At 65.6% G+C, this 25,023-nt stretch carries 19 protein-coding genes and 1 pseudogene; 10 read left to right on the forward strand and 10 right to left on the reverse strand.

Annotation, left to right across the window (positions count from 1 at the left end):
- A pseudogene (locus tag PHA8399_RS03150) lies at positions 1 to 254 on the reverse strand (Na/Pi cotransporter family protein); the annotation flags it as partial.
- A gap of 437 nt (positions 255 to 691) precedes the next feature.
- Positions 692 to 1,489, reverse strand: a complete 798-nt coding sequence (locus tag PHA8399_RS03155; protein ID WP_058284744.1) for a helix-turn-helix transcriptional regulator — start codon at positions 1,487 to 1,489, stop codon at positions 692 to 694.
- 96 nt (positions 1,490 to 1,585) lie between these two features.
- Between PHA8399_RS03155 and speB the strand changes: the two genes are divergently transcribed.
- Both speB and PHA8399_RS03165 read left to right on the forward strand, forming a co-directional pair.
- Entirely contained in the window at positions 1,586 to 2,557 is a 972-nt protein-coding gene (speB, locus tag PHA8399_RS03160; RefSeq protein WP_058284745.1) for an agmatinase, read from the forward strand.
- Positions 2,558 to 2,582: 25 nt separating this feature from the next.
- Positions 2,583 to 3,668 carry an extracellular solute-binding protein gene (locus tag PHA8399_RS03165; protein WP_058284746.1) on the forward strand — a complete coding sequence of 362 codons (1,086 nt, stop codon included), beginning with the start codon at positions 2,583 to 2,585 and terminating at the stop codon, positions 3,666 to 3,668.
- A gap of 73 nt (positions 3,669 to 3,741) precedes the next feature.
- On the opposite strand, the gene PHA8399_RS03170 is transcribed toward PHA8399_RS03165, so the two are convergent.
- Positions 3,742 to 4,950 carry a mandelate racemase/muconate lactonizing enzyme family protein gene (locus PHA8399_RS03170; RefSeq protein ID WP_058284747.1) on the reverse strand — a complete coding sequence of 403 codons (1,209 nt, stop codon included), beginning with the start codon at positions 4,948 to 4,950 and terminating at the stop codon, positions 3,742 to 3,744.
- A 13-nt stretch (positions 4,951 to 4,963) separates the two neighbouring features.
- Positions 4,964 to 6,622, reverse strand: coding sequence for a GMC family oxidoreductase (locus PHA8399_RS03175; RefSeq protein WP_058284748.1), 1,659 nt, complete (start codon positions 6,620 to 6,622; stop codon positions 4,964 to 4,966).
- Between the two features lie 104 nt (positions 6,623 to 6,726).
- Between PHA8399_RS03175 and PHA8399_RS03180 the strand changes: the two genes are divergently transcribed.
- Positions 6,727 to 7,617, forward strand: a complete 891-nt coding sequence (locus PHA8399_RS03180; protein ID WP_058284749.1) for a LysR substrate-binding domain-containing protein — start codon at positions 6,727 to 6,729, stop codon at positions 7,615 to 7,617.
- Between the two features lie 53 nt (positions 7,618 to 7,670).
- Here PHA8399_RS03180 and PHA8399_RS03185 read toward each other — a convergent pair whose 3' ends face one another.
- From PHA8399_RS03185 to PHA8399_RS03195, 3 genes are all read right to left on the reverse strand, one after another.
- Entirely contained in the window at positions 7,671 to 8,786 is a 1,116-nt protein-coding gene (locus PHA8399_RS03185; RefSeq protein WP_058284750.1) for a cystathionine gamma-lyase, read from the reverse strand.
- A 204-nt stretch (positions 8,787 to 8,990) separates the two neighbouring features.
- The gene (locus PHA8399_RS03190; RefSeq protein ID WP_058284751.1) at positions 8,991 to 10,682 is read right to left on the reverse strand and encodes a thiamine pyrophosphate-binding protein; all 1,692 of its coding nucleotides are present in this window, start codon (positions 10,680 to 10,682) and stop codon (positions 8,991 to 8,993) included.
- Positions 10,683 to 10,881: 199 nt separating this feature from the next.
- Positions 10,882 to 11,805: a LysR family transcriptional regulator gene (locus PHA8399_RS03195; protein ID WP_058284752.1), complete on the reverse strand. Its 924-nt coding sequence runs from the start codon at positions 11,803 to 11,805 to the stop codon at positions 10,882 to 10,884.
- Between the two features lie 151 nt (positions 11,806 to 11,956).
- Here PHA8399_RS03195 and PHA8399_RS03200 point away from each other — a divergent pair, with 151 nt between their 5' ends.
- The 6 genes from PHA8399_RS03200 to PHA8399_RS03225 all read left to right on the forward strand — a co-directional run bounded on the left by PHA8399_RS03200 (position 11,957) and on the right by PHA8399_RS03225 (position 21,619).
- On the forward strand, positions 11,957 to 12,967 hold the full coding sequence (locus PHA8399_RS03200; protein WP_058284753.1) for a TAXI family TRAP transporter solute-binding subunit: 1,011 nt from the start codon (positions 11,957 to 11,959) through the stop codon (positions 12,965 to 12,967).
- Between the two features lie 251 nt (positions 12,968 to 13,218).
- The gene (locus PHA8399_RS03205; protein WP_058284754.1) at positions 13,219 to 15,444 is read left to right on the forward strand and encodes a TRAP transporter permease; all 2,226 of its coding nucleotides are present in this window, start codon (positions 13,219 to 13,221) and stop codon (positions 15,442 to 15,444) included.
- Entirely contained in the window at positions 15,441 to 16,706 is a 1,266-nt protein-coding gene (locus tag PHA8399_RS03210; RefSeq protein ID WP_058284755.1) for an NAD(P)/FAD-dependent oxidoreductase, read from the forward strand. The genes PHA8399_RS03205 and PHA8399_RS03210 overlap by 4 nt, the downstream gene beginning before the upstream one ends.
- Positions 16,703 to 17,431, forward strand: a complete 729-nt coding sequence (locus tag PHA8399_RS03215; protein WP_058284756.1) for an aspartate/glutamate racemase family protein — start codon at positions 16,703 to 16,705, stop codon at positions 17,429 to 17,431. The genes PHA8399_RS03210 and PHA8399_RS03215 overlap by 4 nt, the downstream gene beginning before the upstream one ends.
- Before the next feature lie 220 nt (positions 17,432 to 17,651).
- A complete protein-coding gene (locus PHA8399_RS03220; protein ID WP_058284757.1) occupies positions 17,652 to 18,905 on the forward strand; it encodes an aminotransferase class V-fold PLP-dependent enzyme in 1,254 nt (417 codons plus the stop codon).
- A gap of 296 nt (positions 18,906 to 19,201) precedes the next feature.
- Entirely contained in the window at positions 19,202 to 21,619 is a 2,418-nt protein-coding gene (locus PHA8399_RS03225) for a GcvT family protein (RefSeq protein ID WP_058284758.1), read from the forward strand.
- A 156-nt stretch (positions 21,620 to 21,775) separates the two neighbouring features.
- Here the strand turns inward: PHA8399_RS03225 and PHA8399_RS03230 are convergent, their stop codons facing one another.
- The 3 genes from PHA8399_RS03230 to PHA8399_RS03240 all read right to left on the reverse strand — a co-directional run bounded on the left by PHA8399_RS03230 (position 21,776) and on the right by PHA8399_RS03240 (position 23,352).
- Positions 21,776 to 22,162 carry a type II toxin-antitoxin system death-on-curing family toxin gene (locus PHA8399_RS03230; RefSeq protein ID WP_058284759.1) on the reverse strand — a complete coding sequence of 129 codons (387 nt, stop codon included), beginning with the start codon at positions 22,160 to 22,162 and terminating at the stop codon, positions 21,776 to 21,778.
- Entirely contained in the window at positions 22,159 to 22,383 is a 225-nt protein-coding gene (locus PHA8399_RS03235) for an AbrB/MazE/SpoVT family DNA-binding domain-containing protein (protein WP_008558191.1), read from the reverse strand. Before PHA8399_RS03235 ends, PHA8399_RS03230 begins: the two co-directional genes overlap by 4 nt.
- A gap of 81 nt (positions 22,384 to 22,464) precedes the next feature.
- Positions 22,465 to 23,352 (reverse strand): LysR substrate-binding domain-containing protein, encoded by an 888-nt coding sequence (locus PHA8399_RS03240; RefSeq protein WP_058284760.1) that lies wholly within the window; start codon positions 23,350 to 23,352, stop codon positions 22,465 to 22,467.
- Positions 23,353 to 23,561: 209 nt separating this feature from the next.
- Between PHA8399_RS03240 and PHA8399_RS03245 the strand changes: the two genes are divergently transcribed.
- Positions 23,562 to 24,914 (forward strand): MmgE/PrpD family protein, encoded by a 1,353-nt coding sequence (locus PHA8399_RS03245; protein ID WP_058284761.1) that lies wholly within the window; start codon positions 23,562 to 23,564, stop codon positions 24,912 to 24,914.
- Positions 24,915 to 25,023: the final 109 nt, after the last annotated feature.

Consider the following 25,023-nt stretch of genomic DNA (forward strand, 5'->3'; position numbering starts at 1 on the left):
AGCCCGGTGGGGAAGGCGAGGTAGCCGCTGGCCGCAAAGCCCGACGCAAGCAGCGCCACCGCCGCCGAGCTTTGCAGCACGATCGCGAGGGTCAGCCCCATCATGCCGGCCTGCAGATGGCTCTGCCGCCCGGTCAGCAGCCGCTGGAACGAGGCGCCATAGCTGCGCTCGATCCCGGTGCGCACCATCCGCACCGCGTAAAGCAGCAGCATCGTCGCGCCCGCGAGGCTGATCAGAAAGGTCAGGATCGCCATTACGTTACTCTTTGACCTGCGCCAGCAGTGCGGGCGGCGTTTCCGGCGGCCCGCGGGGCGCGCTCAGTGTGGTGCGGGGACATCGGCATCGTTTTTGGCGCCCTTCTTTTGTTTTTCTGCCCGGTGAACCGCAGGGGGGAGGGCTGGCCTGCCTGCGGCGGCAAGGGTACCGGAGGCGGTGCTTGCACCGGGTTAATCCGCCGCCAGACCGCAGCAGCCCGGCGGGCGCTGGCCTTTCCTGCTTATCGGGCAGATTTCGCGAATCTGTGGGTTTGGTCAACAGGAAAATTGGAAACTGACCGGATGTGTGCTGATGGTTCCGCTAACCCGCACAGATTCCCGTCAAAACGTCAGGTTCCTGACCGGCTTTGAATGAATGTATTGAAGCGTGCAACGCACCGTCTGCGGCCGCCGGCACAGCGCCCCTTCCAAGGGCGCTACCCTGCCGCCAGATGCCGGGTCGCCATCGAAAACAGTTCAGCCTGCGAGGAGATCCCCAGCTTGGAGTAGGCATGATGGCGGTGGACCTTGACCGTCCCCTCGGCGATGCCCAGATAGGCCGCAGCCGAAGGGGTCGAGTGCCCTTGCAGGATCAGCTGCACAACCTCCTGCTCGCGCGGGCTGAGGACGCCGGCGCCAAAGGTCTGCATCCGGTCTTCCCAGCCGTCCTGCGCCCCCCCCTGCACCGCGGTCTCCGCCTGCCCCCACTGCCGCCGGACCGCGGCGGTGATCACCTTGAACACCGCGTTCAGCCGGTCCGTGTCCGCGGCCTCGAACCGCTGCTGGCGGGCAAAACGGGCCAGCGAGACGATGAACCAGCGCTCCGGCCCGTCCTGCACGAGAACGCCGATTTCGTCGCTGATATTTATCTTGCGGTAAAAGGCGCGGTAGTATTCCGAGCGGTAAAAGGCCTCGGGCGCCAGATCCAACAGCCGGTAGGCGCCCGGCGCGCAGCCATTGCGGCAGGCCTGATACAGCGGGTCCAGCAGGTAGGGGCCGCTGGCGTAGAATTCCACCGTGATCGCCGCCTGCAGCTCATCCAGATCCTGATACAGCGACACCGGCGGCCGCGCGCCGTCATACCGCGAGACGATCATCGAGTCGAAATTGCAGCATTGGCCAAGGATCTGCCGCAGCGCGCCGGGAAAACGCTCGGTGCCGGCCGTCCCGGCCAGGGCTGCCATCGCATCCGCCCATGCGGCGGGTAGCGGCGGGTATCTGGTTTCTGTGCTCATCTATACCTAAGGATATACATCTATTGCTGAGTTTACCGGCATAAGCGCACAATTCAAACTGGGCTCACTCAGATTTTCAATGTGACGGAGCCTTAGATGTCCAATACCTCCAGCGTGAACCCCGTGCAGGGCGACCTGGCCTTTACCCGCGAGAGCGACCGCGGGGTGGTTGCCGAGGCCAGCTATGCCGGTGCGCTCAGCTTCATGCGCCGCCGCTATACCCGCGACCTCAGCGGCGCGGATGTTGCGGTGATGGGCGTGCCGTTTGACCTGTCGGTGTCCAGCCGCTCCGGCACCCGGCTGGGACCGCGGGCGTTGCGCTCCGGGTCCAGCCATATCGCCTGGTCGAAACCCTGGCCGTGGGAGGCCGACCCCTATGAGGCGCTGCGGGTGGTCGATTACGGCGATTGCGAGTTCGACTATGGCTATCCGCACAAGGTGCCTGCGCAGATCGCCCAGGCGGCGCGGGATGTGCTGGCCACGGATACCGCGCTGCTGTCGATCGGCGGCGACCACTTCATCACCTATCCGCTGCTCAAGGCGCACGCGGAGAAGCACGGGCCGCTGAGCCTGATCCAGTTCGACGCCCATTCCGACACCTGGGCGGACGAGGCAGGCCGCATCGACCACGGCACCATGCTGTGGCACGCCATCCGCGAGGGGCTGGTGGACCCGGCCCGGTCTGTTCAGGTCGGCATCCGCACCCACAACCCCGATCCGATGGGGATGAACATCATCGACGCCATCGAGGTGCAGAAGACAGGGCCGGAAGCGGTGGCGCAGAAGATCCGCGGCATTGTTGGCGCTCACAAGACCTATGTCACCTTCGACATCGACGCGCTGGAACCGGCCTCTGCCCCCGGCACCGGCACGCCTGTTATCGGCGGCCTCAGCCCCTTTCAGGCGCAGGAGATCCTCCGCGGCCTGGCGGGCATTGATGTGGCGGGCATGGACGTGGTGGAGGTCGCCCCGGCCTATGACATCTCCGAAATCACCGCCATCGCGGCGGCCACCATCGCCAACGACATGCTCTGCCTCTACGCTGCCGGACCTTCCGGCCAGCGCTGAGGCAGCGCACGACAGGGAGGAAACAATGATCAATAACACCATCATGACCGCAACCTTGCTGGCCGCCGCCCTGGCGGCGCCAGCCTCTGCCGGCGATCTGGCGATCTACAACTGGGCGGACTATTTCGGTGAAACCACCATTTCCGGGTATGAGGCCGCCACCGGCGCCAAGGTGACGCTGGATTACTTCGACAGCAATGAGGTGCTGGAGACCAAGATGCTGGCAGGCGGCTCAGGTTATGACGTGGTCTTCCCTGCCGCCTCCAACGCCGAACGGCAGCTGCAGGCGGGGGCGCTGCATCCGATCGACCCCTCGCGGCTGGCAAACTATGGCAACCTGCGCCCGGAAATCCTGGCCTCGCTGGATCAGGTGCCTGGCGGGCGCGAACTGGGCGTGCCGTACACCTGGGGCACCATCGGCATTGGCTACAACCCGGCACAGATCGCTGAACGGCTGGGGGATTTGCCCGCCGCCAGCTGGGATCTGCTGTTCAACCCGGACTATGCCTCCAAGCTCAAGGACTGCGGCATCGCCGTGCTGGATTCGCCGGTTGAGATGCTGGCGGTCACCCTGAACTATCTCGGCGCCGACCCCTATACCGAAGACAAGGCAGAGATTGCCCGGGCGCAGGACCTGCTTGCCGCGGCGGCGCAGAACATCAGCTACTTCAGCAACCAGAAGCCCTCCACCGATCTGCCGGCCGGCAACCTGTGCCTGGCGGTGATGTATTCCGGCGACGCCGGGCTTGCCCAGGCCCGCGCGATGGAGGCCGGAAACGGCGTCGAAATCCGCTACGCGATCCCCAAGGAGGGCACGCTGATGTGGATCGACCTGATGGCGATCCCGAAAGATGCCGCCAATCCGGATGCGGCCTATGCGTTCATCGACTACATGCTGCGGCCCGAGGTGATAGCCGAGGTGTCCAACACCGTTTTCTTTGCCAATGCCAATTCCGCAGCGGACGCGCATGTGCTGCCGGAGATTCTGTCCGATCCGGGGATCTACCCCGACGCGGCCACCCTGGCCCGCCTGTTCCCGGACAAAAGCCTGGGCGGCAAGGCTCTGCGCCAGCGCACCCGCGCCTGGACCAAGGTGAAATCCGGGATCTGAACCAGGCGGGGGCCGCCCGGCGGCCCTCCCTGTCCCGGTCCGGGCGCCGCGTGCAGCGGGACATGCGCCGCGCTTACGGAACCACCGGTTCCTGCGCCAGCTCCAGATGCAGCTTGCTGCCGGTATAGGGGCTGGCGGCGATAGCTGCATCGTCCAGCTCCACCCCCAGGCCCGGTTCGCGGGAGGGGATCACATAGCCGTCCTCCCAGGTGATCGCGGATTTGAGGCAGGACATATAGGGGCCTTCGAAGGTGCCGATGCTTTCGAGGATCAGGAAATTCGGGCTGCAGGTTGCGATCTGGATGTTCGCCGCCGCCACCACCGCACCGCAGTAAAGATGCGGCGCAATCTGGGCCTGCCGCGTCTCGGCCATGGAGGCGATCTTCTTGGCTTCCAGCAGACCGCCGACCCGCCCCAGATCCATCTGCAGGATCGAGGCTGCGCCGGCCTCCAGCACACGGGCAAATTCATGCTTGGTGCAAAGCCGCTCGCCGGTGGAGACCGGAATAGAAGTGAACCGCGCGACCTCCGCCATATCGGCGGGGTTCTCCGGCGGCACCGGTTCCTCGAACCACAACGGCTCATAGGGTTCCAGCCGGCGCGCCAGCCGCTTGGCGCCGGAAACGGTGAACTGCCCGTGGGTGCCGAACAGCAAATCCGCGCGGGTGCCGACCGCCTCGCGGATGCGTTTGACGAACATCTCGCTGCGCTCCAGATCCTCCAGCCGCGGCTGGTGGCCGTCATAGATGGTATAGGGGCCTGCGGGATCGAACTTCACCGCGGTGAAACCTTTCTCCACCTGTATCAGGGCCGCCTCCGCCGCCAGATCCGGGTCGTTGTAGACGTTGGGCGTGTCCGGGTCCGGGTAGACGTCGCCCTCAGCCGGGTACAAATAGGTGTAGCTGCGCAGCCGGTCATGCACCTGGCCGCCCATCAGCTCATAGACCGGTTTGCCCGCGGCCTTGCCGATGATGTCCCAGCAGGCCATTTCCAGACCGCTTAAGACCCCCATCACCGTCACATCGGGCCGCATGGTATAGCCCGCGCCATAGGATTTGCGCCACAGCTTCTCGATATGATGCGGATCGCAGCCTTCGAACTGGCGGGCAAACATCTCCTGCGCCATCGCGCAGCACAAATCTGGGCCGAAGGTCGCGTTATAAATCTCTCCCACGCCGGTGATGCCGCAGGCGGTGGTCAGGCGCACAAAGATGAAATAACGCCCGCCGTGGCGCGGCGGCGGGTTGCCGAACACAAAGGTTTCGATGGTTTCGAGCTTCATCTGTGCATCCCTGTCATTCAGCCGCCAAGGGCCTGTTTTCGTTGTCGTCCAGCACCATCTGCGCCCCGCGCGCGGCCAGCATCATGGTGGGCGCGTTGGTGTTGCCGGAGGTCACATTCGGAAAGGCCGAGGCATCAATCACCCTCAGCCCCGCCATCCCATGCACCCTGAGGCGCGCATCCAGCACCGAGTCTGCCGCAGTATGCCCCATCCGGCAGGTGCAGGAGGCATGAAACACGCTGCCTGCGCGCTCGCGGAAGTTTTCCAGCAGCGCCGCATCATCCATGTGCAGGATATCCGGATCGCGCCGCTCCCGCGTCACCCGTTTGAGGGCGGGGGTCGCGGCCAGCGCCTGCAGCAGGCGGCTGGCGCGCACCGCCGTAACCTTGTCCTCCTCCGCCGACAGCGAATTCGGCTCGATCAGCGGCGCCTGCGCCGGATCGGCGGAGCGGATTGCGATCTGCCCGCGGCTGAGCGGGCGGCTGGGCTGCACACACAGGAGGAAGCCGTTGTCCCGGTCGATCTGCGGCTTGCCGCTGGCCTGCGTCGAATAAGACGCCGGGTTGCAGTAGACCTGCACATCCGGCAGCGCCGCGCCTTGCGTGCGGACAAATCCGCTGCACTGGTTGACCGGCACGCTCAGCGGGCCCTTGCGGGTCAGCACGTATTGCAGCCCGGCCTTCACCTGCCCGGCGACACTGCCCAGCCTGCTGTTCAGCGTCGCGGTATTGGCCCAGTAATAATGCGACACCGCCAGATGGTCCTGCAGCCCCTGCCCCACCTGCGGCAGATCATGCTTCACCAAGATCCCGTGCCGCTGCAGCAGCGCCGCCGGTCCGATCCCCGACAGCTGCAGCAGCTGCGGAGAGTTCACCGCGCCCGCGCTCAGGATCACCTCCCGCGCTGCCGCGGCCAGCTGGGTCTGGCCCTTCACCCGGTAGGCCACGCCAGTGGCGCGCCCGCCCGCGGTCAGCACCTTTTCCACCAGTGCGCCGCTGACCACCGTCAGGTTGCCGCGCCTCATCGCGGGCCGCAGGAACGCATCCGCCGAGGACCAGCGCCGCCCGGCCTTCACCGTGCTGCGGACATAGCCCAGGCCTTCGCCGGGCAGGGTGTTGGTCCCGGCCTCCGCCGCGGCGTTCATGTCCTGCAGAACCGGCCAGCCCATGTCCTGCCCGGCGGCGAGGAAGTTGCGGGCAAAGGGATGCATCCGCTCGCTGAGGTCGGTGACCCGCACCGGCCCCCTCCCGCGCAGCCGGCGACGGCCCTCGTGCCACTCGTCGGTGCTCTCCAGCGCGTCATAGCTGGCGCGCACAGCCTCCCAGCCCCAGCCCGCGGCGCCCGCAGCCTCCCAATCGTCGAAATCATGCGGCAGCCCGCGCACATAGGCCATCGCGTTGATGGAGCTGGAGCCGCCCAGCACCTTGCCCCGCGGCCAATACGCCGCGCGCCCGTTCAGCCCCGGATCCGCCGCTGCCGAATAGCGCCAGTTCACCTTGGGATCCGAGAAGGTAAATCCGTACCCCACAGGGATCCTGATCCAAACCCGCCGGTCGGTGCCGCCCGCCTCGATCAGCAGCACCTTGTGGCGGCCGCTGGCCGTCAGCCTGTCCGCCAGCACACAGCCTGCTGAGCCGGCCCCCACGATGATGAAGTCAAATGTCCGCGCCATGGCCAGCCCGCATTCTGTGTCGTGCAGTGACCTTGCACAGCGCCTTAGGCGCAAATCAAACAATGTGTTTTGCCCCTAAGGGGTAATTCTGCTTAAAGGTATGCATGACCACCCTGCCCCATGTCACCTGGCTCAAAGCCTTTGAGGCCGCCGCGCGGCTCAGCAGTTTTTCCGCCGCGGCGGCGGAGCTGGGGCTGACCCCCGCCGCCGTCAGCCAGCAGATCCGGCTCTTGGAACAGCACCTGAACACCCGGCTGTTCAAACGCCTGCCCCGCGGCGTCGCGCTGACCGACACCGGCCAGGCCTATGCCCAGCCGATCCGCAAGTCCTTTGACGATATGCAGCGCGCCACCACCGGCCTGTTCGGCAGCAAGCGCAAGCGCGTGGTGCGGCTGCGCGCAACGATCTCTTGCGCCGCCCTGGTGATCGCGCCGCAGCTGGCCCGGTTTCAGGCCGAACACCCGGACATTTTCGTGCAGCTGTCCACCACCGTCTGGGCCAGCCGCTTTGACGAGGAGGCGCTGGACATCGACATCCGGTATGGCTCCGGCGACTGGCAGGAGGCGCAGATCCTGCATCTGGGCCACGAAAGCGCCATTCCCGTTTGCAGCCCGGCCTATGCCGCGGCCCTTGGCGGCGCGCCGTCGATCGAGGATCTGGCCCGCGCCGACGTGGTGCAGATCATCGGCTCGGAAACCGACTGGGGCCGTCTGGCGGATCTGCACGGGCTGACCCTGCAGGTCACCACCGACTGGCTCAAGGCCGATTCCTGGCTGCTGGCGCTGCAGACGGTCGCGGCGGGCCATGGGGTGACGATGGTGCTGGAAAGCTTTGCCAAGCAGTATCTGGACCAGGGGCTGGTCATCGCCCCCACCGCCTGCAAGCTGCCGAAACGCCGCTCGCACTACCTGGTGATCAACGACCGCGCGGGCCAGCGGGAGGAGGTGAAGGCGGTCGCCAGCTGGCTGATGTCGCTGTATCAGGCGCTGACCTGATGCCGGTGCCCCGCCTGTCCCCGCAGGGACAGCGGCGGGAAACTCTGGCGGCCCTAGCCCTGCAGCGCGTCCAGCGAAGCTGCCATGGCGCTCCACAGCTCTTCCGCGGGTTCGGTGCCGATCGAAATCCGCACAAACCCCGGCGCCACGGCATCGCCCCAGCGGGCGCGGCGCTCCGCCGAGGTATGCACCCCGCCAAAGGAGGTCGCCGCGCGGATCAGCGGGCAGCTGTTGATGAAGGCATCGGCTTGGTCCGCGCTGTCCAGCGTGATTGAAATCAGGAAGCCGAACCGCGCCATCTGCTGTTTCGCCAGCGCGTGCGAAGGATCGGATTTCAGCCCCGGAAAGCGGCTCTTTTGCACCCGCGGATGCGCGGCCAGCCGTTCGGCCAGCAGCTCGGCGGTGCTGCACATCCGGTCGAACCGCACGTCCAGCGTCTCCAGCCCGCGGTGCGCCAGCCACGCCTCCTGCGGGCCGGGGATGCCGCCGCCGAACAGCCGCCACTCCCGCGCCGCCTGCAGCACATCCTGGTTGCGCGTCGCCAGATGGCCCATCAGCACATCCGAATGGCCGCCCGGCGCCTTGGTGTCGGAGGCCACCACCACATCCGCGCCCAGCTCCAGCGGGCGCTGGCCCAGCGGGGTCATGGTGGTGTTGTCCACAATCAGCAGCCCGCCCGCCGCATGAACCGCCTCCGAAACCGCGCGCAGATCGCAGAGGTCCAGCCCGGGGTTGGACGGGGTTTCCGCAAAAACAACGTCAAAACCCTCAAATCCGCCTTCGGCAAAGCTGGCCGTCGGGCGCTGCTCCACCGCAACCCCCAAAGGCTGCAGGAACCGTTCGCTGAGACGCCGGGTCACGTAATAGCCGTCCGACGGGATCAGGATCCGGGACCCGGCCTTGACCGTGGCAAACAGCGACGCCGAGATCGCCGCCATGCCGGAGGGGAAGGCCAGCGCCGACGCATCCTCCAGATACCCCAGCACGTGCTCCAGATGCTCCCAGGTGGCGTTGTCCGCGCGGCCATAGCTGGGGCCGCCGTTCCAGTCGCCCGGCAGGTGGTACATCGAGCTTTGCGTCAGCGGCAGCGCCACCGGATCGCCCTCGGACAGCGTATTGCCGCGCAGGTGCAGCATGGCACCGGGTTTGGGGGCGGTGGGGTTTTCCATGTGCGGGTGCCTTTCCTGATAGCGGGTTTCAGGATTGATAACCGGCCAGCAGGGAAAAGCAAATCGGGAGCAGCAGAACTGGGGAGTGAAACCTGGGTAAGAGGGCAGCGTCCGTCCGCGGGCGGAAGCGAAGCGCCCGCCCATGGGGGCGGACGGGCGCTGCCCGGCGGTGCCGCCGGGCGGCAGGCAGGGTCTTGCAGAGGATCAGCCCATCCAGCGGCGCACTGGCGCGGCGGCCTCTTCCAGCGCCTGGCAGGCCACGTCAATCAGGGTTGGGCCGTCATGGGCAAAGGCCTCCTGAACGGCTTGCTCCAGATCCTCCGGCGTCTCCACCCGCCAGGCTTTGACCCCGAAGGCCTCGGCCACCGCTGCGTGGCTGGTGCGGTTGAAGTCCACATTATAGTAACGCTTGCCGCAATCATCGCGCTGGCTGGCCTTGATCCAGCCAAAGCTGGCGTTGGAAAACACAACATAGGTGATCGGCGCGTTGCAGCGCACCACGGTTTCCAGCTCGCCGCAGGTGAAGTTGAAGGACCCGTCGCCCATCAGCCCCACGACCTTGCTGTCAGGCCGCCCGAACCAGGCGCCCAGAGACGCGGACAGCGCATACCCCAGCGCCCCATGGGCGCGGTTGGTGATATAGTGCCGGCCCGGGTGCTTTTGCTGCGAGTAGGCATTGTAATAGGGGCAGCTGGTGCCGGGGTCCGAGACCACGATGGCGTCATCGGGCAGGTTGCGGTTCAGCGCGTGGATGATCTGCTCCGGCAGAACCTGGCCGGTGTTGCTGCTGGCCAGCGCCTCGAACCTGGCGAACTTGCGCTGTTTGATGCCGGCGATCTTGGCAGCCGCGCCAAACGCCGGCAGATCACCCGGGCGCCCATCCAGGTAGGCATTCATCGCCGCCAGCGCCAGTTTCAGGTCGGCCGCCACGCCCACCTCGGTGCGGTAGTTGGCGCCGATCACCATCGGGTCGTTGTCGATATGCACAATGCGGCAGCCAGGCTTCGGCGCCTCCCAGCGCGATGTGGTGGTGGAGCCCGCCCGGCAGCCCAGAAACACCACCAGATCGGCAGCCTCCATCATCTCCCAGGTTTCATCGGTGCCGCCGTTGGAGCCGACAACCCCCAGCGATTGCGGGTGGGTGTCGGCCAGCGACCCCTTGCCGGAAATCGAGGTGCCCACTGCGATGTCGAGACGGGACGCGAGCCGGCCCAGTTCCGCCATCGCGCCCGAAATCACCACGCCGCCGCCGCAGACGATCAGCGGCGACTGGGCGGACAGGATCGCCTCGGCGGCGGCCTCAGCCGCGCCCGGTTCCGGCGCGGCACGGTAGGCGGGGTAGCTTTGGTGCCGGGGATCGCCCCAGATATCACCGGCCGGAACGTCGTCGTGCTGAATGTCATACGGCAGACCCAGATGCGCGGCGCCGGAGCGGCCGGTGGTCATCGCCCGGAACGCCTGGCGCACCATGCGCGGAATATGGTCGGCGCGCTTGATCACCGTGTTGAACTTGGTCAGCGGCGCCATCAGAGCCTCCTGGTTCACCTCGGTCAGCGGGTATTTCCCGTAGGAGCCGACGGAAATATCGGTGGTGATTGCCAGCACCGCGTAAGAGCTTTCGTTGGCCTCGATCAGCCCCGGCAGGATGTAGGTGGCGCCGCCGCCGGACGGCCCCTCGCAAACGCCCGCCCGCCCGGTCACGCGGGAAAACCCGTCGGCCATATAGGCCGCGCTGCGCTCATCACGGGTCAGCACGTGGGTGATGCCATGCTCCAGCCGGTTCATCGCATCGTAGAAAGGCAGCGTGGTGTCGCCGCACAGGCCAAAGATATGGGTGACGCCATGCGCCTCAAGCGAGCGCACCATCGCCTCGGCGCCAGTCATAGTGGTTGTCATGGGGGGGCCTCCCAAAGCCTGCATAAAACCTGCCCCGGGCCGCAGCCCAGGATTCGCACTCATAACTGTATACAATTCTGTAGATGGAAGTGAAGGCTAAACTTCTATTAGAAAATAAGCCTCTAAGTTTTGAGCATTAAGCGCCCGCCGTCATGACGCGTGCGGTTGGGACGGGAGCCCGGATGCCCCCAGAACTGGTCTACCTTGCGGAGGCCGCCAGGATTTCCGTCACATATTCGCGCCAGGCCGCGGCAAAGCTGGCGGCCAGCTGCGACAGCGGCCGCTCGCTGGGGGTCAGGATCGAATAGCCAAAGGGGATCTGCGGCTCAAACGGCAGGAAGCGGATCCGCGCTTCGCCCGCGTGGCTTCGGCGGTAGCTTTCGGCGCTGAGCACATCGACCACCGCACAGGCCTGCCCGGCGGCGATGAAGTGGAACAGCGGCAGGAAATACTGCGCATCATAGCGCAGGTTGAATTCGGCGCCCGCGGCCTGAAACGCCTGCGAGGTGGCCTGATAGGTGGTGTGGTCCGGCTGCAGCGCGCCCATCGGCTGGCCGCTGAGCTGGGCCGCGGTGATCACCTCCTGCTGCGCCAGCGGATGGCCGGCCGGCACCGCGCACAGGCAATTGCTGGGCAGTTCCTCCGCCGCATAGAGTTTGCGGTCGCCGCGGAACCGGGTCATGTCGCAGAACCCGATGTCAAAGCTGTTGGCGGCGACCAGGCTGCGCACCTGCGGCGAGGACCGGGTGGCCAGCGTCACCCGCACCTCGGGCTTGCCGGCCACGAACCGGCTGATGAATTCCGGCAGCAGATAGGTCGACGGCCCCGGCATCGCCACGATGCGGATCGACCCCTGCACCCGGTCGCGCATGTTGGCCAGGTTCTGCTGCGCGGTTTCCATCCGCGACAGGATCTCGGTTGCCTCCGCCATCAGATACTGTGCTTCGGGCACCGGCACCAGGCGGCGGCCTTCGCGCAGGAACAAGGGCAGCCCCAGCTCCTCCTCCAGCGTTTTGATGGCGGCGCTGATGGCGGGCTGGGTGCGGTGCAGGTTGCGCGCCGCCTGGCTGACCGAGCCGGTTTTCATGACCTCATGAAAGACCGCAAGCTGGTGTGAGTTCATCAATGGCCCCCTGGCGCAAACCCATCATAAATCTGATCTATACATACAGTATAATTTTAAATTTGTACTTATGCTTCTCCTTACTCATGATGCAAAAATCGGAGGAGTGAGCTGCCGGGCAACGCGGCAGCCAAAACCAAGGGAAGAGACAATGGGATTTATCAAGACACTGACCGGGGCCGCGCTGGCCTGCACCATGCTGACCGGAACTGCTGTGGCGCAGGACATGACCTTTTTCCGCATCGGCACCGGCGGCGCAGGTGGCACTTATTTCCCAATCGGCGGCATTATCGCCAACGCGATTTCCAACCCGCCCGGCTCGCGCGCCTGTGACGAGGGCGGCAACTGCGGCGTGCCGGGCCTAGTGGCGATGGCGCAGTCGACCAACGCCTCTGCCCATAACGTGAACGCCATTCAGGCGGGCCAGATGGAGGCGGGATTGTCCGGCGCCGCAACCCTGCATTTCGCCTACCACGGCAAGGGCAAGTTCGAAGGCAACGCCAAGCCCGACCTGCGGGTGATTGCCAACCTGTTCCCGGAGGACCTGCACCTGGTGCTGCCTGAGGGCCACAAGCTGGAGAGCCTCGCGGAGCTGAAGGGCAAGCGCGTGGGCATCGCGCAGGCGGGCTCCGGCACCCAGATCGCGGTGGAGCTGATCCTGAACGACCACGGCGTCAACCGCGATAACATCGACGAGGCTGAACTGAACAACGCCCAGTCCGCCGAGCGCATCGCCGACGGCCAGCTGGACGCCTATTTCTATGCGGCCGGCACACCCGTCGCGGCGATGATCCAGCTCGACAACACCAAGGGGATGGAGCTGCACAACTGGTCCGAGGAAGAGGTCAAGATGGCCAATACCACGGTGCCCTACTACATCCCCTCGACCATTCCGGCGGGCACCTATCCGGGTGTGGATTATGACGTGAACACAGTGGCGGTCTCCGGCATGCTGGTCACCAATGCCAGTATGGATGAAGAGCTGATCTATCAGATCACCAAGGCGATGTGGTCCGACACCGCCCGCAAGCTCTTGGACAACGGCCACCCCAAGGGCAAGGCGATCACGCTGGAAACCGCGCTGGACGGCGTTGAAGGCATCGGCGTGCCGCTGCATCCGGGGGCTGAGCGCTTCTACCGCGAAATCGGCATGCTGAAGTAACGTTTATCAGCAGCGAAACGGCACAAACAGGAACCGCCCGGCGGCACCGCCGGGCAGCGCCCGACCCTCCCCACGGGAGGGCGCTTCACACCCACCCAGGGTCGGGCGCTGCCCTCAGTGTCACAAAGCAACCTGGCCCTCTGTTTCAAAGAATTACCGGAAAGCTTAAGCACCTGCTGCAAGGAGATCCTCGCTGCTGCTTTACGTTTCCCGGCACCCTGCCGGTGAAGCCCCGGAACTGGAGACCCCCGATGTCCCTGGACACCCATCTCGACACCAAGGCGCTTGAGGAGCTGGAGAAGCAGTATGACTCCGCTCTGAACACGCGCGACAACGGACCCAAGCTGACGGGGTTCATCTATTGGGCCAGCATCGCCTTTGCCCTCTATCACCTGTGGACGGCCGGATTCGGCACGCCGGTGGACCATGTGCATATGGGCATTCACCTGGCGGGCCTGTTCCTGTTCATTTTCGTGGGCTTTCCCATGATCCGGACCGCGCGCAGCCTGGACTGGCGCGGACCCAATCCGCTGCGCCCCGGAAATGTGCCGCTCTATGACTGGGCGCTGACCGGCCTCAGCATGGCGGCGGCGCTGTTTCTCTGGGTCAGCTGGCGCGGCTTTGACATGTTCGGCTTTGACATTGCAGAACAGGCGCTGCGGCAGGGCAACCCGTCCGGCCTGGATGTGTTCTTCGGCTCGGTGCTGATCCTGACGGTGCTGGAGATCGCGCGCCGCACCATCGGCTTTGTGCTGCCGCTGATCATCCTGGTGTTCATGGCCTATGCGCTGTTCGGCCCCTACATGCCCGCGCAGATCCTCAAGCACCCCGGCGTCAACTGGCAGCAGTTCGTCAACAACATGTATTTCCCGTCCGAAGGCATCTTTGGTGTGACGCTGTGGGTGGTGTCCACCGTGGTGTTCCACTTCGTGCTGTTCGGCGTGGTGGCGCAGCGGATGGGGCTGGGGCAGTTCTTTGTCGACAACGCCATGCTGCTTGCGGGCCGCTATACCGGCGGGCCGGCCAAGGTGTCGGTGGTGTCCTCGGCCTTCTTCGGCACCATCTCCGGCTCGTCCATTGCCAACACGGTCTCCACCGGCTCCCTGACCATCCCCAACATGAAGAAAATGGGCTACCCCGGCCATTTCGCAGGCGGGGTTGAGGCCGCGGCCTCGGCAGGCGGGCAGATCACACCACCGATCATGGGGGCGGCCTCCTTCCTGATGGCTGAATATCTTGAGGTGCCCTATACCACCATCGTGATTGCGGCGATCGTGCCGGCTCTGATGCACTATATCGGGGTGATCTCGATCGTGCATTTCACCGCCAAGAAACTGGGCCTCACTGCCTATCCCAAGGAGCAGCTGCCCAAGTTTCTGCAGGTCTGGAAGGACGGCTGGTACACCATTATTCCGCTGATCGCGCTCCTCCTGGTGCTGTTCTCGGGCTATTCGCCGAACATGGCGGCCTTCGTCGGCCTCAGCCTGTGCATCGTCGTCGGCTTCTGCGCCTTTGACAAACCGGCCACGCTGCTGGTGCCGCTGGCGCTGCTCGCCTTCATCTTCTGGAAGGCCTCGCCCTATTCCGGCGAGGGGTATACGCCGGTAATGGCCGGGATGCTGGCGGCGCTGACCGTCATCGGCTGCCTGCACCGCAATGAGCGGCAGACCTTCCGCAACCTGTTCGACAGCTTCCATGTCGGGGTGCAATACGCGCTGGCCGTGGGCGCTGCCTCTGCCGCGGTGGGCATTGTGGTCGGTGTGATCAACACCACCGGCGTCGGCTTCCGCCTCGGCTTCATGGTCACCGGCGGCGCGGCGGATATGGCGGCAGCGATTGCGCCGTTCCTGGACTGGACCTCGATCGAGGCGTTCAGCCAGCCCTCGATCCAGCAGTTCCTGTCGCTGGTGCTGATCGCCATGGCCTGTATCCTGATGGGGGCCGGCCTGCCGACCACCGCGCTTTACATCATGCTTGTGGCGGTTGCGGCGCCCGCCCCCAGCCAGCTGGGCGGGCCGCCGCCCGCCCCACATATGTTCGTGCTCTACTACGGTGTGTTTTCAGAGACCCCCCCGCCGGTCTGCGCCTCGGCCTATGCGGCGGCGGGGATTGCGGGCTCCAACCCATTCCGCACCGGGCTCAACGCCTTTACCCTGGGGCTGGGCAAGCTGATGGTGCCGATGGTGTTTGTCTACGCGCCCACCATGCTGATCGTGCTGCCGGAGCATTTCACGCTGCTGAGCTTCACCCAGGTCACCCTGACCTGCGCGGCGGGTGTCTTTGCCATCGCCACCGCTGTCTCGGCCTACTTCCTGGCGCCGCTCAGCGGTATCTGGCGGCTGCTGATGGCGATCGGAGGCCTGCTCTTGGTGGCGCCGTCCGGCGGCTCTGACATCGCGGCGCTTGCGGTGATGGCGCCGGTGCTGCTGCAGCAGCTGGGCCAGCAGCGCAAGCTTCAGGCGGGGGCGGCGCAATGAGCACCCCCGTCTCCCCCGATGTGACTGTCCTGGGCGCCGGGATCGTCGGCATCTGCTCGGCCTTGAGCCTGGCAGAAAGGGGCCTCCGTGTCCGCCTGATCGACCGGGACGCACCGGGCCAGGCGACGTCCTACGGCAATGCCGGCATCATCTCGCCCTGGTCGGTGGTGCCGCAATCCATGCCGGGCCTGTGGAAGAAGGTGCCGGGCTGGCTGCTGGACCCGCTGGGGCCGGTGACGGTAAAGCCAAGCTACCTGCCCAAGGTCGCGCCTTGGGGCCTGCGGTTCCTGTCGGAAGGGCGCGAAGGGCGGATCCAGCAAATCTCCGATGCGATGGACACGCTGAACCGCAATTGCGTCGAGCTGTACCGCCAGCATCTGGCGGGCACCGGGCATGAGGATCTGGTGCAGGACAGCTATTACGTCCACGCCTTCCGCAACGCGGAGGCCGCCGATCTGGATTCGGTGGATTACCGAATGCGCGGCGACCGCGGGGCCGATATGGAGCGGATCGGCGCGGCAGCACTGCGCGATCTGGAACCGGCGCTGACGCCGGAGTTTCAGGCCGCGATCCTGATCAAGGGCCAGGCGCGGGCGACCTCTCCGGGGCGCATCTGCACCGTCCTGGCCGGGAAACTCCTGTCGATGGGCGGGGAAATCCTGCAGCAAACCGTGCGGGGCATCCTGCCTGCCCAAAGCGGCGGCTGGACCTATACCACCGAGGCAGGGCAGGAATGGACGCCCAAGCTGGTGATGGCGATGGGCGTCTGGTCAGGCGAGCTGCTGAAACCCTTGGGCATCAGGATCCCGATGGAATCCGAGCGCGGCTACCACGTGTCTTTCAAAAACCCGGGCGTCGCGCTCAACAATTCGATCATGGATATGGACATGAAATTCGTGGCCTCCTCGATGGAGGACGGGCTGCGGGTGGCAGGCACCGCGGAATTTGCGGGCCTCGATCAGCCGCTGAACCGGAAACGGCTGGACGGGCTGGTGAAGCTGGCCCGCGCGCTGCTGCCGGACCTGCGGGCGGACGATATGGACACCTGGTCCGGCCAGCGCCCCAGCCTGCCCGACAGCCTGCCCTGCATAGGCGAGGTCGAAGGCTTCCCCGGTCTGATCGCCGCCTTCGGCCACAGCCACTATGGCCTGATGATGGCCCCGAAAACCGGGCGGCTGGTGGCGGATATCGTCAGCGGCACGTCTGTGAACGAAGACCTCTCGCCGTTCCGCGCGCGGCGCTATGAAAGGATCAAGGCATGACCATCCACCCCGGCGGTCAGAACATCTGCGGCGTCTCCATCGGCGTTCTGGCGCTGGAAAGCTATTTCCCCAAACCCCCCGGCCACATCAAGAACCCCTCCAGCCTGCCCTTCACCACGCTTTACGAGATGCTGGAGGGGATCACGGTGCCGAAACTGCTGGCCAACCCCACGGGCGAGATGAAGGACCGGCTGATCGCAGCTGCCAAGCGGCTGGAGGCCAAGGGCGTGCGGGCGATAACCGGCTCTTGCGGGTTTCTGGCGGTTTTCCAGAAGGAGATCGCCGCAGCGGTGAATGTGCCAGTGTTTGTCTCCTCGCTGATCCAGGTGCCGCTGGCGCATCAGATGACCGGACGCACGGTGGGGGTGATCACTGCATCGGCTGGCAGCCTGACTGCAGCGCATTTGCAAGGCGTCGGCGCCGAAAATACGCCGGTCGTGGTGCAGGGGCTGGATGATGCCGAGGAATTCTCCACCGTAATCCTGCGCAATGAGCGCACCGCGATGGATCTGGCCAAGGTCGAGGCAGAGCTGCTGGCCGCCGCCAAGGGCATGATCGCCCGCAACCCGCAGATCGGCCCGATCGTGCTGGAATGCACAGACCTGCCGCCCTATGCCCACGCGCTGCAGGCCGCGCTGAACCGGCCGGTGTTCGACATCATCACACTCTCGGAGATGGTCCACCGGGCCGCCCTGCGCATGCCGTTTCAGGGGTTTATCACCTGAAAACGTGCCAGGCTTGTTTCAGCCCGCTGAGGGCAGCGCCCTCCCGCGGGGAGGGTCGGGCGCTGCCCGGCGGTGCCGCCGGGCGGTTCATTCGTGGAATGCAAGATCAAACGGCAACCGCAGTGAAGACCGGGCCTCAGCCCCGGGTTTTTTCGGATGCCCCCGCCCGGCAACCGCCTTACTGTGCCGGCAAATCAAACGCCTTTCGGTTGGACTTGCCATGCCCCAGATCACTGACCCTCTCCTTGACCAAATCCGCGCCCGTTTCGCCCAGGTGGACGAATGCCCCCAGCAGGGCCCGCGCGTGTTCTTCGAAAACGCCGGCGGCGCGCTGACGCTGAATGCGGTGGTGGAGACCTCCGCCCGCTATGCCGCGATCCCCGACAACCAGGGCCGCGACAACCCCGGCAGCCATGAGCTGGTGCGGGTGATCGCCAAGGCCAAGGACGACATGCGCGTGATGATGAACGCGCCGGGCGGCCAGTTCTTCGCGGGCGAAAGCGGCACCGAGCTGTTGTTCCGCCTGATCATGAACGCTTGCCTCGGCACCGCCGCGGGCGGCACCGTGCTGGGCTCCACGCTGGAGCATCCCGCGACCCGCTCCGCCTGCGCCCGCTGGGCCGGGGTGGCGCGGCAGACACACGTGCTGATCCCGCATGACGGTGCCAGCGGCACGATCACGGCGGAGGCTTATGCCCGTGCGGTCACGCCGGACACGGTTGTGGCAACCATAGTGCACACCTCTCCGGTCACCGGCATGGGCGTCGATCTGGCCGCCTGCGCCGCTGCCATCCGAGAAACCGCGCCGGACTGCTTCATCATCGTTGACGGTATCCAGCACGCGGCCCACGGGCGTATCGACCTGACCGCCTATGGCGTCGATGGCTATGTGATCTCACCCTACAAGATGTTCTCGCGCCACGGCTATGGCCTCGCCTGGATCTCGGACCGGCTGACCGCCCTGCCGCATAACGCGCTGATCGACGGGCCGGAAGACAACTGGGAAATGGGCACCCGCGACACCGGCAGCTATGCGACGCTGTCGGATGTGGCAAATTACCTGGAGTGGCTCGGCGGCGAGGTGAGCGATGCCACGGACCGGCGCGCTAAATTCGTGGCAGCGGGGGAGGCGATCCATGCCCATGAAAAGGCGCTGACCGATGCGATGATCTTTGGCACCGGCAACCTGCCGGGGCTGGCCGAGATGGCGGGCGTCACCATTCTGGGCGGTGCGGACAATCCGGCGCGCGAGGGGCTGGTCTCCTTGACCGTGGACGGCGTGCCCTCGGTGGAAGTGGTGAAGCGGCTGAACGAACAGGGCATCCGCACCCATCTGCGCAAGGCGGATCATTATTCCGGCAACATCCTGACGCCGCTTGGCATGGAGGCTTGCGTGCGGGTCTCCATGTGCCACTACAACAGCGTCGGCGAAGTGGCGAAGTTCCTCGGCGTGATGAAAGAGATCACAGTTTAAGGTCGCTCAATCTGGCAGCAAGTTGGCGCTGAGGGCAGCGCCCGGCCCTGGGTGGGTGCGTAAAAGCCCTCCCGTGGGGAGGGTCGGGCGCTGCCCGGCCTGTCGGCCAGGCGGTACCTTTAGAAGCAGGGTGTTCCGTCCGCCTACCAATGACCCAACAAATCCGGGGCCATTGGGTCTGAATTCTTCACGGGTCATCCCGCGCCGCCGCCGCTAGGTTCGCCCGGAAGGATTTGGCGGCCCGCCCCGGCCTGCAGGGCGCGCTGTTACAGGCACGCAGGCAAGGGAAAACACGCATGAAAACCCATGCACAGGCAGTTGTCATCGGCGGCGGGCTGGTCGGCTGCTCGATCCTCTACCATCTGGCGAAACTCGGCTGGAACGACGTGGTGCTGCTGGAACGCGATGAGCTGACCGCAGGCTCCACCTGGCACGCGGCGGCCAACATCCACGGGCTGCACGACAACAACAACGTGACCCGCATCCAGCACTACACGATGAACCTGTATAAAGAGCTGGAGAAGGAAACCGGCCAGGGCTGCGGCGTGTTCCAGCCCGGCTCCCTGTATCTGGCCAAGACCGAGGAGCGCGAGCACCAGCTGCGCCTGCAGGAGGCCAAGGCGAAATACTACGGCCTGAACTTCCATGAAGTCAGCCGCGAGCAGGCCAAGGAGCTGCACCCGCTGGCGCAGTTCGACGACATCCGCTGCATCATGTTCGAACCCGACGGCGGCAATGTGGATCCTTCGGGCGTGACCATGGCCTATGCCGCCGGCGCCCGCGCCATGGGCGCCCAGATCGAACGCTTCTGCCCGGTCATTGGCACCGAACAGCAGCCCGACGGCTCTTGGATCGTGAGGACCGCAAAGGGCGACATCCATGCGCAATGGGTGGTGAACGCTGGCGGCCTCTGGGGCCGCGAGGTGGCGGCGATGGCGGGCCTCACCCTGCCCCTGCAGCCGACTGAGCACCAGTATTTCGTCACTGAATCCATCGACGAGGTCGCCAAGCTGGGCCGCCGCTTGCCCTCGATTGCCGACCGTGATGGCGAATACTACTTCCGTCAGGAGGGCAACGGCTTCCTGATCGGCGCTTATGAGAAGGACATGCGCTTCTGGGCCGAGGACGGCACCCCGCTGGACTTTGCGCACGAACTGTTCCCCGACGATCTGGACCGGATCATGGAAAACGTGATCCGCGCCACCGAGCGGGTGCCCTGCGCCGAGACCGCTGGCGTCAAACGCGTCATCAACGGCCCGATGATCTGGTCGCCCGACTCCAACGCCATCTGGGGCCCGGTGCCGGAACTGAAGAACTACTTCTGCTGCACCGGCATCATTCCCGGCTTCTCGCAGTCCGGCGGCCTGGGCCTGCTGGCGGCGCAATGGATGATCGAGGGCGAGCCGCAGTACGACATGTTCGCCTGGGATCTGGCGCGCTTTGGCGACTGGGCCGACAAGAAATTCACCAAGGCCCGGGTCGAGGACCAGTACGCGCACCGGTTCGCCATCCACTTCCCGAACGAGGAACGCAGCGCCGGCCGCCCGGCCCGGGTGCGCCCGGCCTATGAGATGCAAAAGGAAATGGGAGGCGTCTTTGGCCTCAATTGCGGCTGGGAGCATCCGCTGTGGTTCTCCGGCACCCCCGGCACCCAGGACACCAACAGCTTCACCCGCCAGAACTGGTGGGAGCCGGTGGGGCGCGAGGTCAACATGCTGCGCGAGAACGTCGGCGTGATCGACATCTCCAACTTCGCCAACTACGTGATCAAGGGTCCGGGCGCGTTTGAGTGGCTGGACATGCTGGTGGCCAACAAAGTACCGACCGAGGTGGGCCGTAGCTGCCTCACCCCGCTGATCTCGGTCCGCGGCGGCGTGGCTGGTGACTTCACCATCACCAAGGTGGCGAACGACGAATACATGATGGTCGGCTCCGGCATGGCGGAACGCTATCACCAGCGGTTCTTCAACATGGTCGAACTGCCGGAAGGCACCACCTTTGAGGTCGCCACCAACCGCATCGCCGGTTTCAACGTGGCCGGTCCGAAATCGCGCGATATGCTGCAGCGGCTGACCAATGCCGACTTGTCGAACGAAGCCTTCCGCTTCATGCGTTCGCGCACCATCGACGTGGCCGGCGTGGAATGCCTGGCGATCCGCGTCTCATTCACCGGCGATCTGGGCTGGGAGCTGCACTGCGCCGAAGGCGATCAGGTCAAGCTGTATTCGGCTCTGCTGGCAGCGGCGGCAGACTTCGGCGGCGGCCCGGTTGGCGGCCGTGCCCTCGGCTCCCTGCGGATCGAGAAGGGTTATGGCTCCTGGGGCCGCGAGTACAGCCAGGAATACTGGCCGCAGGAGGTTGGCCTTGCCGGTCTTATCAAGCTGGACAAGGATTTCCTCAACAAGGACGCCTATCTGAAGGTCAAGGACAACGTCCCGCGCGAAGTGCTCTCGGCCTTTGAAATTGACGCGGTGAACGACGCCGACGCCTCCGGCGGTGAACCCATCTTCACGCCCGAAGGCAAACCGGCCGGGCGGGTGACCTCCGGTGCCTACGGCTACTCCGCGGGCAAGTCGCTGGCGCTGGGGTATGCCAACCCGGCGGTCGCGGGGCCGGGGGATGCGGTTGAGGTGTTCATCCTCGGCAAGCCGCACAAGGCGCGCATTCTGGAAGCGGCAGCCTTTGATCCTTCGGGTTCACGGCTGCGGGCCTGAGGCACTGCGACAAGAAAACGGGCCGCTTGAGGTGGCGGCCCGAATAAATACGCAAAGGGCAGTGCCCGACCGCGGGCGGAAGCGAAGCGCCCGCCCATGGGGGCGGTCGGGCGCTGCCCGGCCTTCAGCCGGGCGGGTCATAACTGTTGGCAAGAGCTATACAGGCACCATCCCTGCCGTCAGCCACTCCGCAAATGCGGCCTCGTCCACATCACCGGTGGCGAGGTCTTCCATCATCCGCACGCCCTCCACCGGGTCCGGGCGGAACTGATAGCCATTGAGGCGCAGAAAGGTCACGGCGGTCACAAACGCCGTGCGCTTGTTGCCATCGACAAAGGCATGGGCCTTGGCGATGCCGAACGCATACGCCGCTGCAACCTCTGCCACCCCGGCATCCGAATAGGCCGCCAGGTTCATCGCCCGTGCGCAGCCCATCTCCAGCAGCGCCCTGTCACGCATCCCCGCCGCACCGCCGTGGCGGGCAATCTGCCGGTCATGAATGACAGTCACCGCCGCCAGCGGCACCCATTTATAGCTGCTCACGCAAGCGCCTGAAGCAGATCGCGGTTCTCATCCATCACGATCTCAGCCGCCGCCAGCGCCTCGGCCACGGACGGGTCATGCGCCATCACCTTGAGGCTGCCGTCATCGCCGCGCACCACAAACAGGGTGTCGCCCTCCTTGGCGTCCAGCATCGTCAGCATCTCCGTGGTCAGGGTGATGACAGCGGAGTTTCCGACTTTTCTGATCTTGGTCTCAATCATTGTCAGGCCCTTTGTATATATACCCGTATATACGCGAAGCGCCGCTGGAATTCAATGTCCGCGGCACACGGCGGTCAGGCGCTACAGCTCCATCTCCGCCGCAGCCTTCAAGAGCCAGGTCTTGAAATGCTTGGCCGAGGGTGTGGCCGCCTTGTCCTTGAAGGTGGCGAAATAGGTCCAGGGGCAGTCGAGGTCAAACGCGAACGGCTCCACCAGCCGCCCGCTGGCCACCTGCTGGCGCACCAGTGATTTGGGCAGCACGACGCATCCCAGCGCATTGGCCGCAAACTCCAGCCCCATGTTGGAGGAGTTGGTCTGCAACCCGCCCTTATGCTCAATCCCGGTCAGGCCGAAGTGCTTGGCGATCCTCTCCCAATAGACCGGGCGGCCCAGGATGTGGATCAGCTTGGCCTCCGCCAGCTGTTCGGGCCGGGTCAGAACCTCGCCGCCGGCCCGGTAATCCGGCGCGCACACCAGCGCCAGCTTCTCGTCCCACAGCTTCACCGCCGGGCCCATCACATCATCCACGTGGTTGATGGTGATCGAGATGTCGGAGACGTTGGTCTCCACATCCACCCAGATCGTGCTGTGAATGGTCAGGTCGATGTCCGGGTGCGCCTTGGTGAACCCGTCGACCACGCCGATCAGCCATTTCTCCGCCAGGCTGACCGGGCAGGAGATCACCACCTCCCGCTTGTGGCTTTGCGAAATCAGCAGCTGAGTGGCTGAATCAATCTCCTGCAGCGCATGGCGGACCGAGGGCAGATAGGCCTCGCCCACATCGGTCAGCGACAGCGAGCGCGGATGGCGCACGAACAGCGGCCGGCCGATGAATTCCTCCAGGCTGCGCACGTGGTTGGAGACAGCGGACTGGGTGCAGTTCAGCTCATCCGCCGCCGAGGTGAAGCTGAGGTAGCGCGCCGCAGCCTCGAAAGAGCGCAGGAAGGTCAGATGGGGGAGATTCTTCATCACGCAGTCCGCTGGCGGTTTCGGGGCCATGTTCACATGCTTTGGAATGCGCCGCAATTCCCAAGGGTTAGCGGCCCGCGATGGCCGGAAAGCGTCGTTTGGTGCGCATTTCACGAAATATCCCGGCCCTAAGACCCCGGTTTCTTTGCGGGTCAGCGGACCCCGGACAGCCTAGCCTGACGCGGGAAACGCCCTGCGAAAGATCCGCCATGACCGCCGCCTTCGACCGTGCCGCCGATTTCATCTTCGGGCTCACCCCCGCCGCCCTGCCGGATACCACCCGCCAGGCGGCGGCGCTGATGTTCTTGGACACCATTGGCATCACCATCGGCGCCACCCCGATGGAGGCCGGCCGCATCGCCCGCGACACCGCCGTGGCGCTTTACGGCTGCGGCGAGGAGGGGCTGGGCGCCCGCCTGATGTTCGACGGCCGCCGGGTCAGCGCCGCAGGCGCCGCCTATGCCGCCGCCACCGCCACCGACAATCTGGACGGCCATGACGGCTATGCTCCGACCAAGGGCCACATCGGCGTGGCGGTGATCCCGGCCATCGCGGCGCTGGCGGAAACCGTGCCGGACTTCTCCGGTCCTGAGGCACTGGCGATCACCACCGTCGGCTATGAGCTGTCAGGCCGCGCCGCGCTGTCGCTGCATGCCACCGTCAGCGATTACCACACCTCTGGCGCCTGGAACGCGCTGGGGGTGGCGACGGTGGCGGCGCGGATGCGCGGGCTGTCCCGCGCCCAGCTGCGCGAGGCGCTGGGAATTGCCGAATTCCACGGCCCCCGCAGCCAGATGATGCGCGAGATCGCCAGTCCCACGATGCTGCATGACGGCTCCGGCTGGGGCGCGCTGGCCGGGATGTCGGCGGCGGTTCTGGCCGGGAAAGGCTTTACCGGCGCCCCCGCGATCACCATCGAGGAAGACCGGGTGGCTGAGCACTGGCAGGACCTCGGCAGCTTCTGGCAGATGGAGCATCAGTATGTGAAGCCCTACCCGGTCTGCCGCTGGGCCCATGCCCCGATCGACGCGCTGCGGCAGGTGATGCTGGAGCACGGTCTGTCTCATGACCAGCTGGCCAGAATCCGCATCAGCACCTTCCACGAAAGCGCCTGCCTCTACCCCGGCATCCCCGTCACCACCAGCCAGGCGCAGTACTCGCTGGGCTTTGCCGTGGCGGTGCAGGCGGCATATGGCCGGATCGGGGTCGAGCATATCTCCGGCGCGGGCCTTTCCGACCCGCTGGTTGCTTCGATCCACGAGCGGATTTCGGTCGCGGAGGCCGCGCGCCATTCGGTCCGCTTCCCGGCCTGCCGGGTTGCGGATGTGGTGGTGACGCTGACTGACGGGCGGGTGATCGAGTCCGGCGATGTCCACGCCCGCGGCGGCCCCGAAGCACCGTTTTCCCGACAGGACGTTGAGCGCAAGTTCATGGAGTTCGCCGCCCCCGTGCTGGGCGCGGCCCGCGCCAGCGCAATCCGCGATGCGGTTCTGGGGTTCACCCGAGACGGCAGCAAGTTCTCGGATCTGAGCCGCCTGATCTATGGCGCGCCCGCCGTCTGAGCAAAAGGATAACGGCCTGGCAGGCGCAGGTGTGCGATGAGAGAGAGGGGGCGAGGGGCCGGCCCCTCGCGCTCCCCGGAGTATTTCGGGAAAGATGAAAGCCCTGAGG

This window comes from Leisingera aquaemixtae (genome assembly GCF_001458395.1).
GTDB classification, from domain to species: Bacteria; Pseudomonadota; Alphaproteobacteria; order Rhodobacterales; family Rhodobacteraceae; genus Leisingera; species Leisingera aquaemixtae.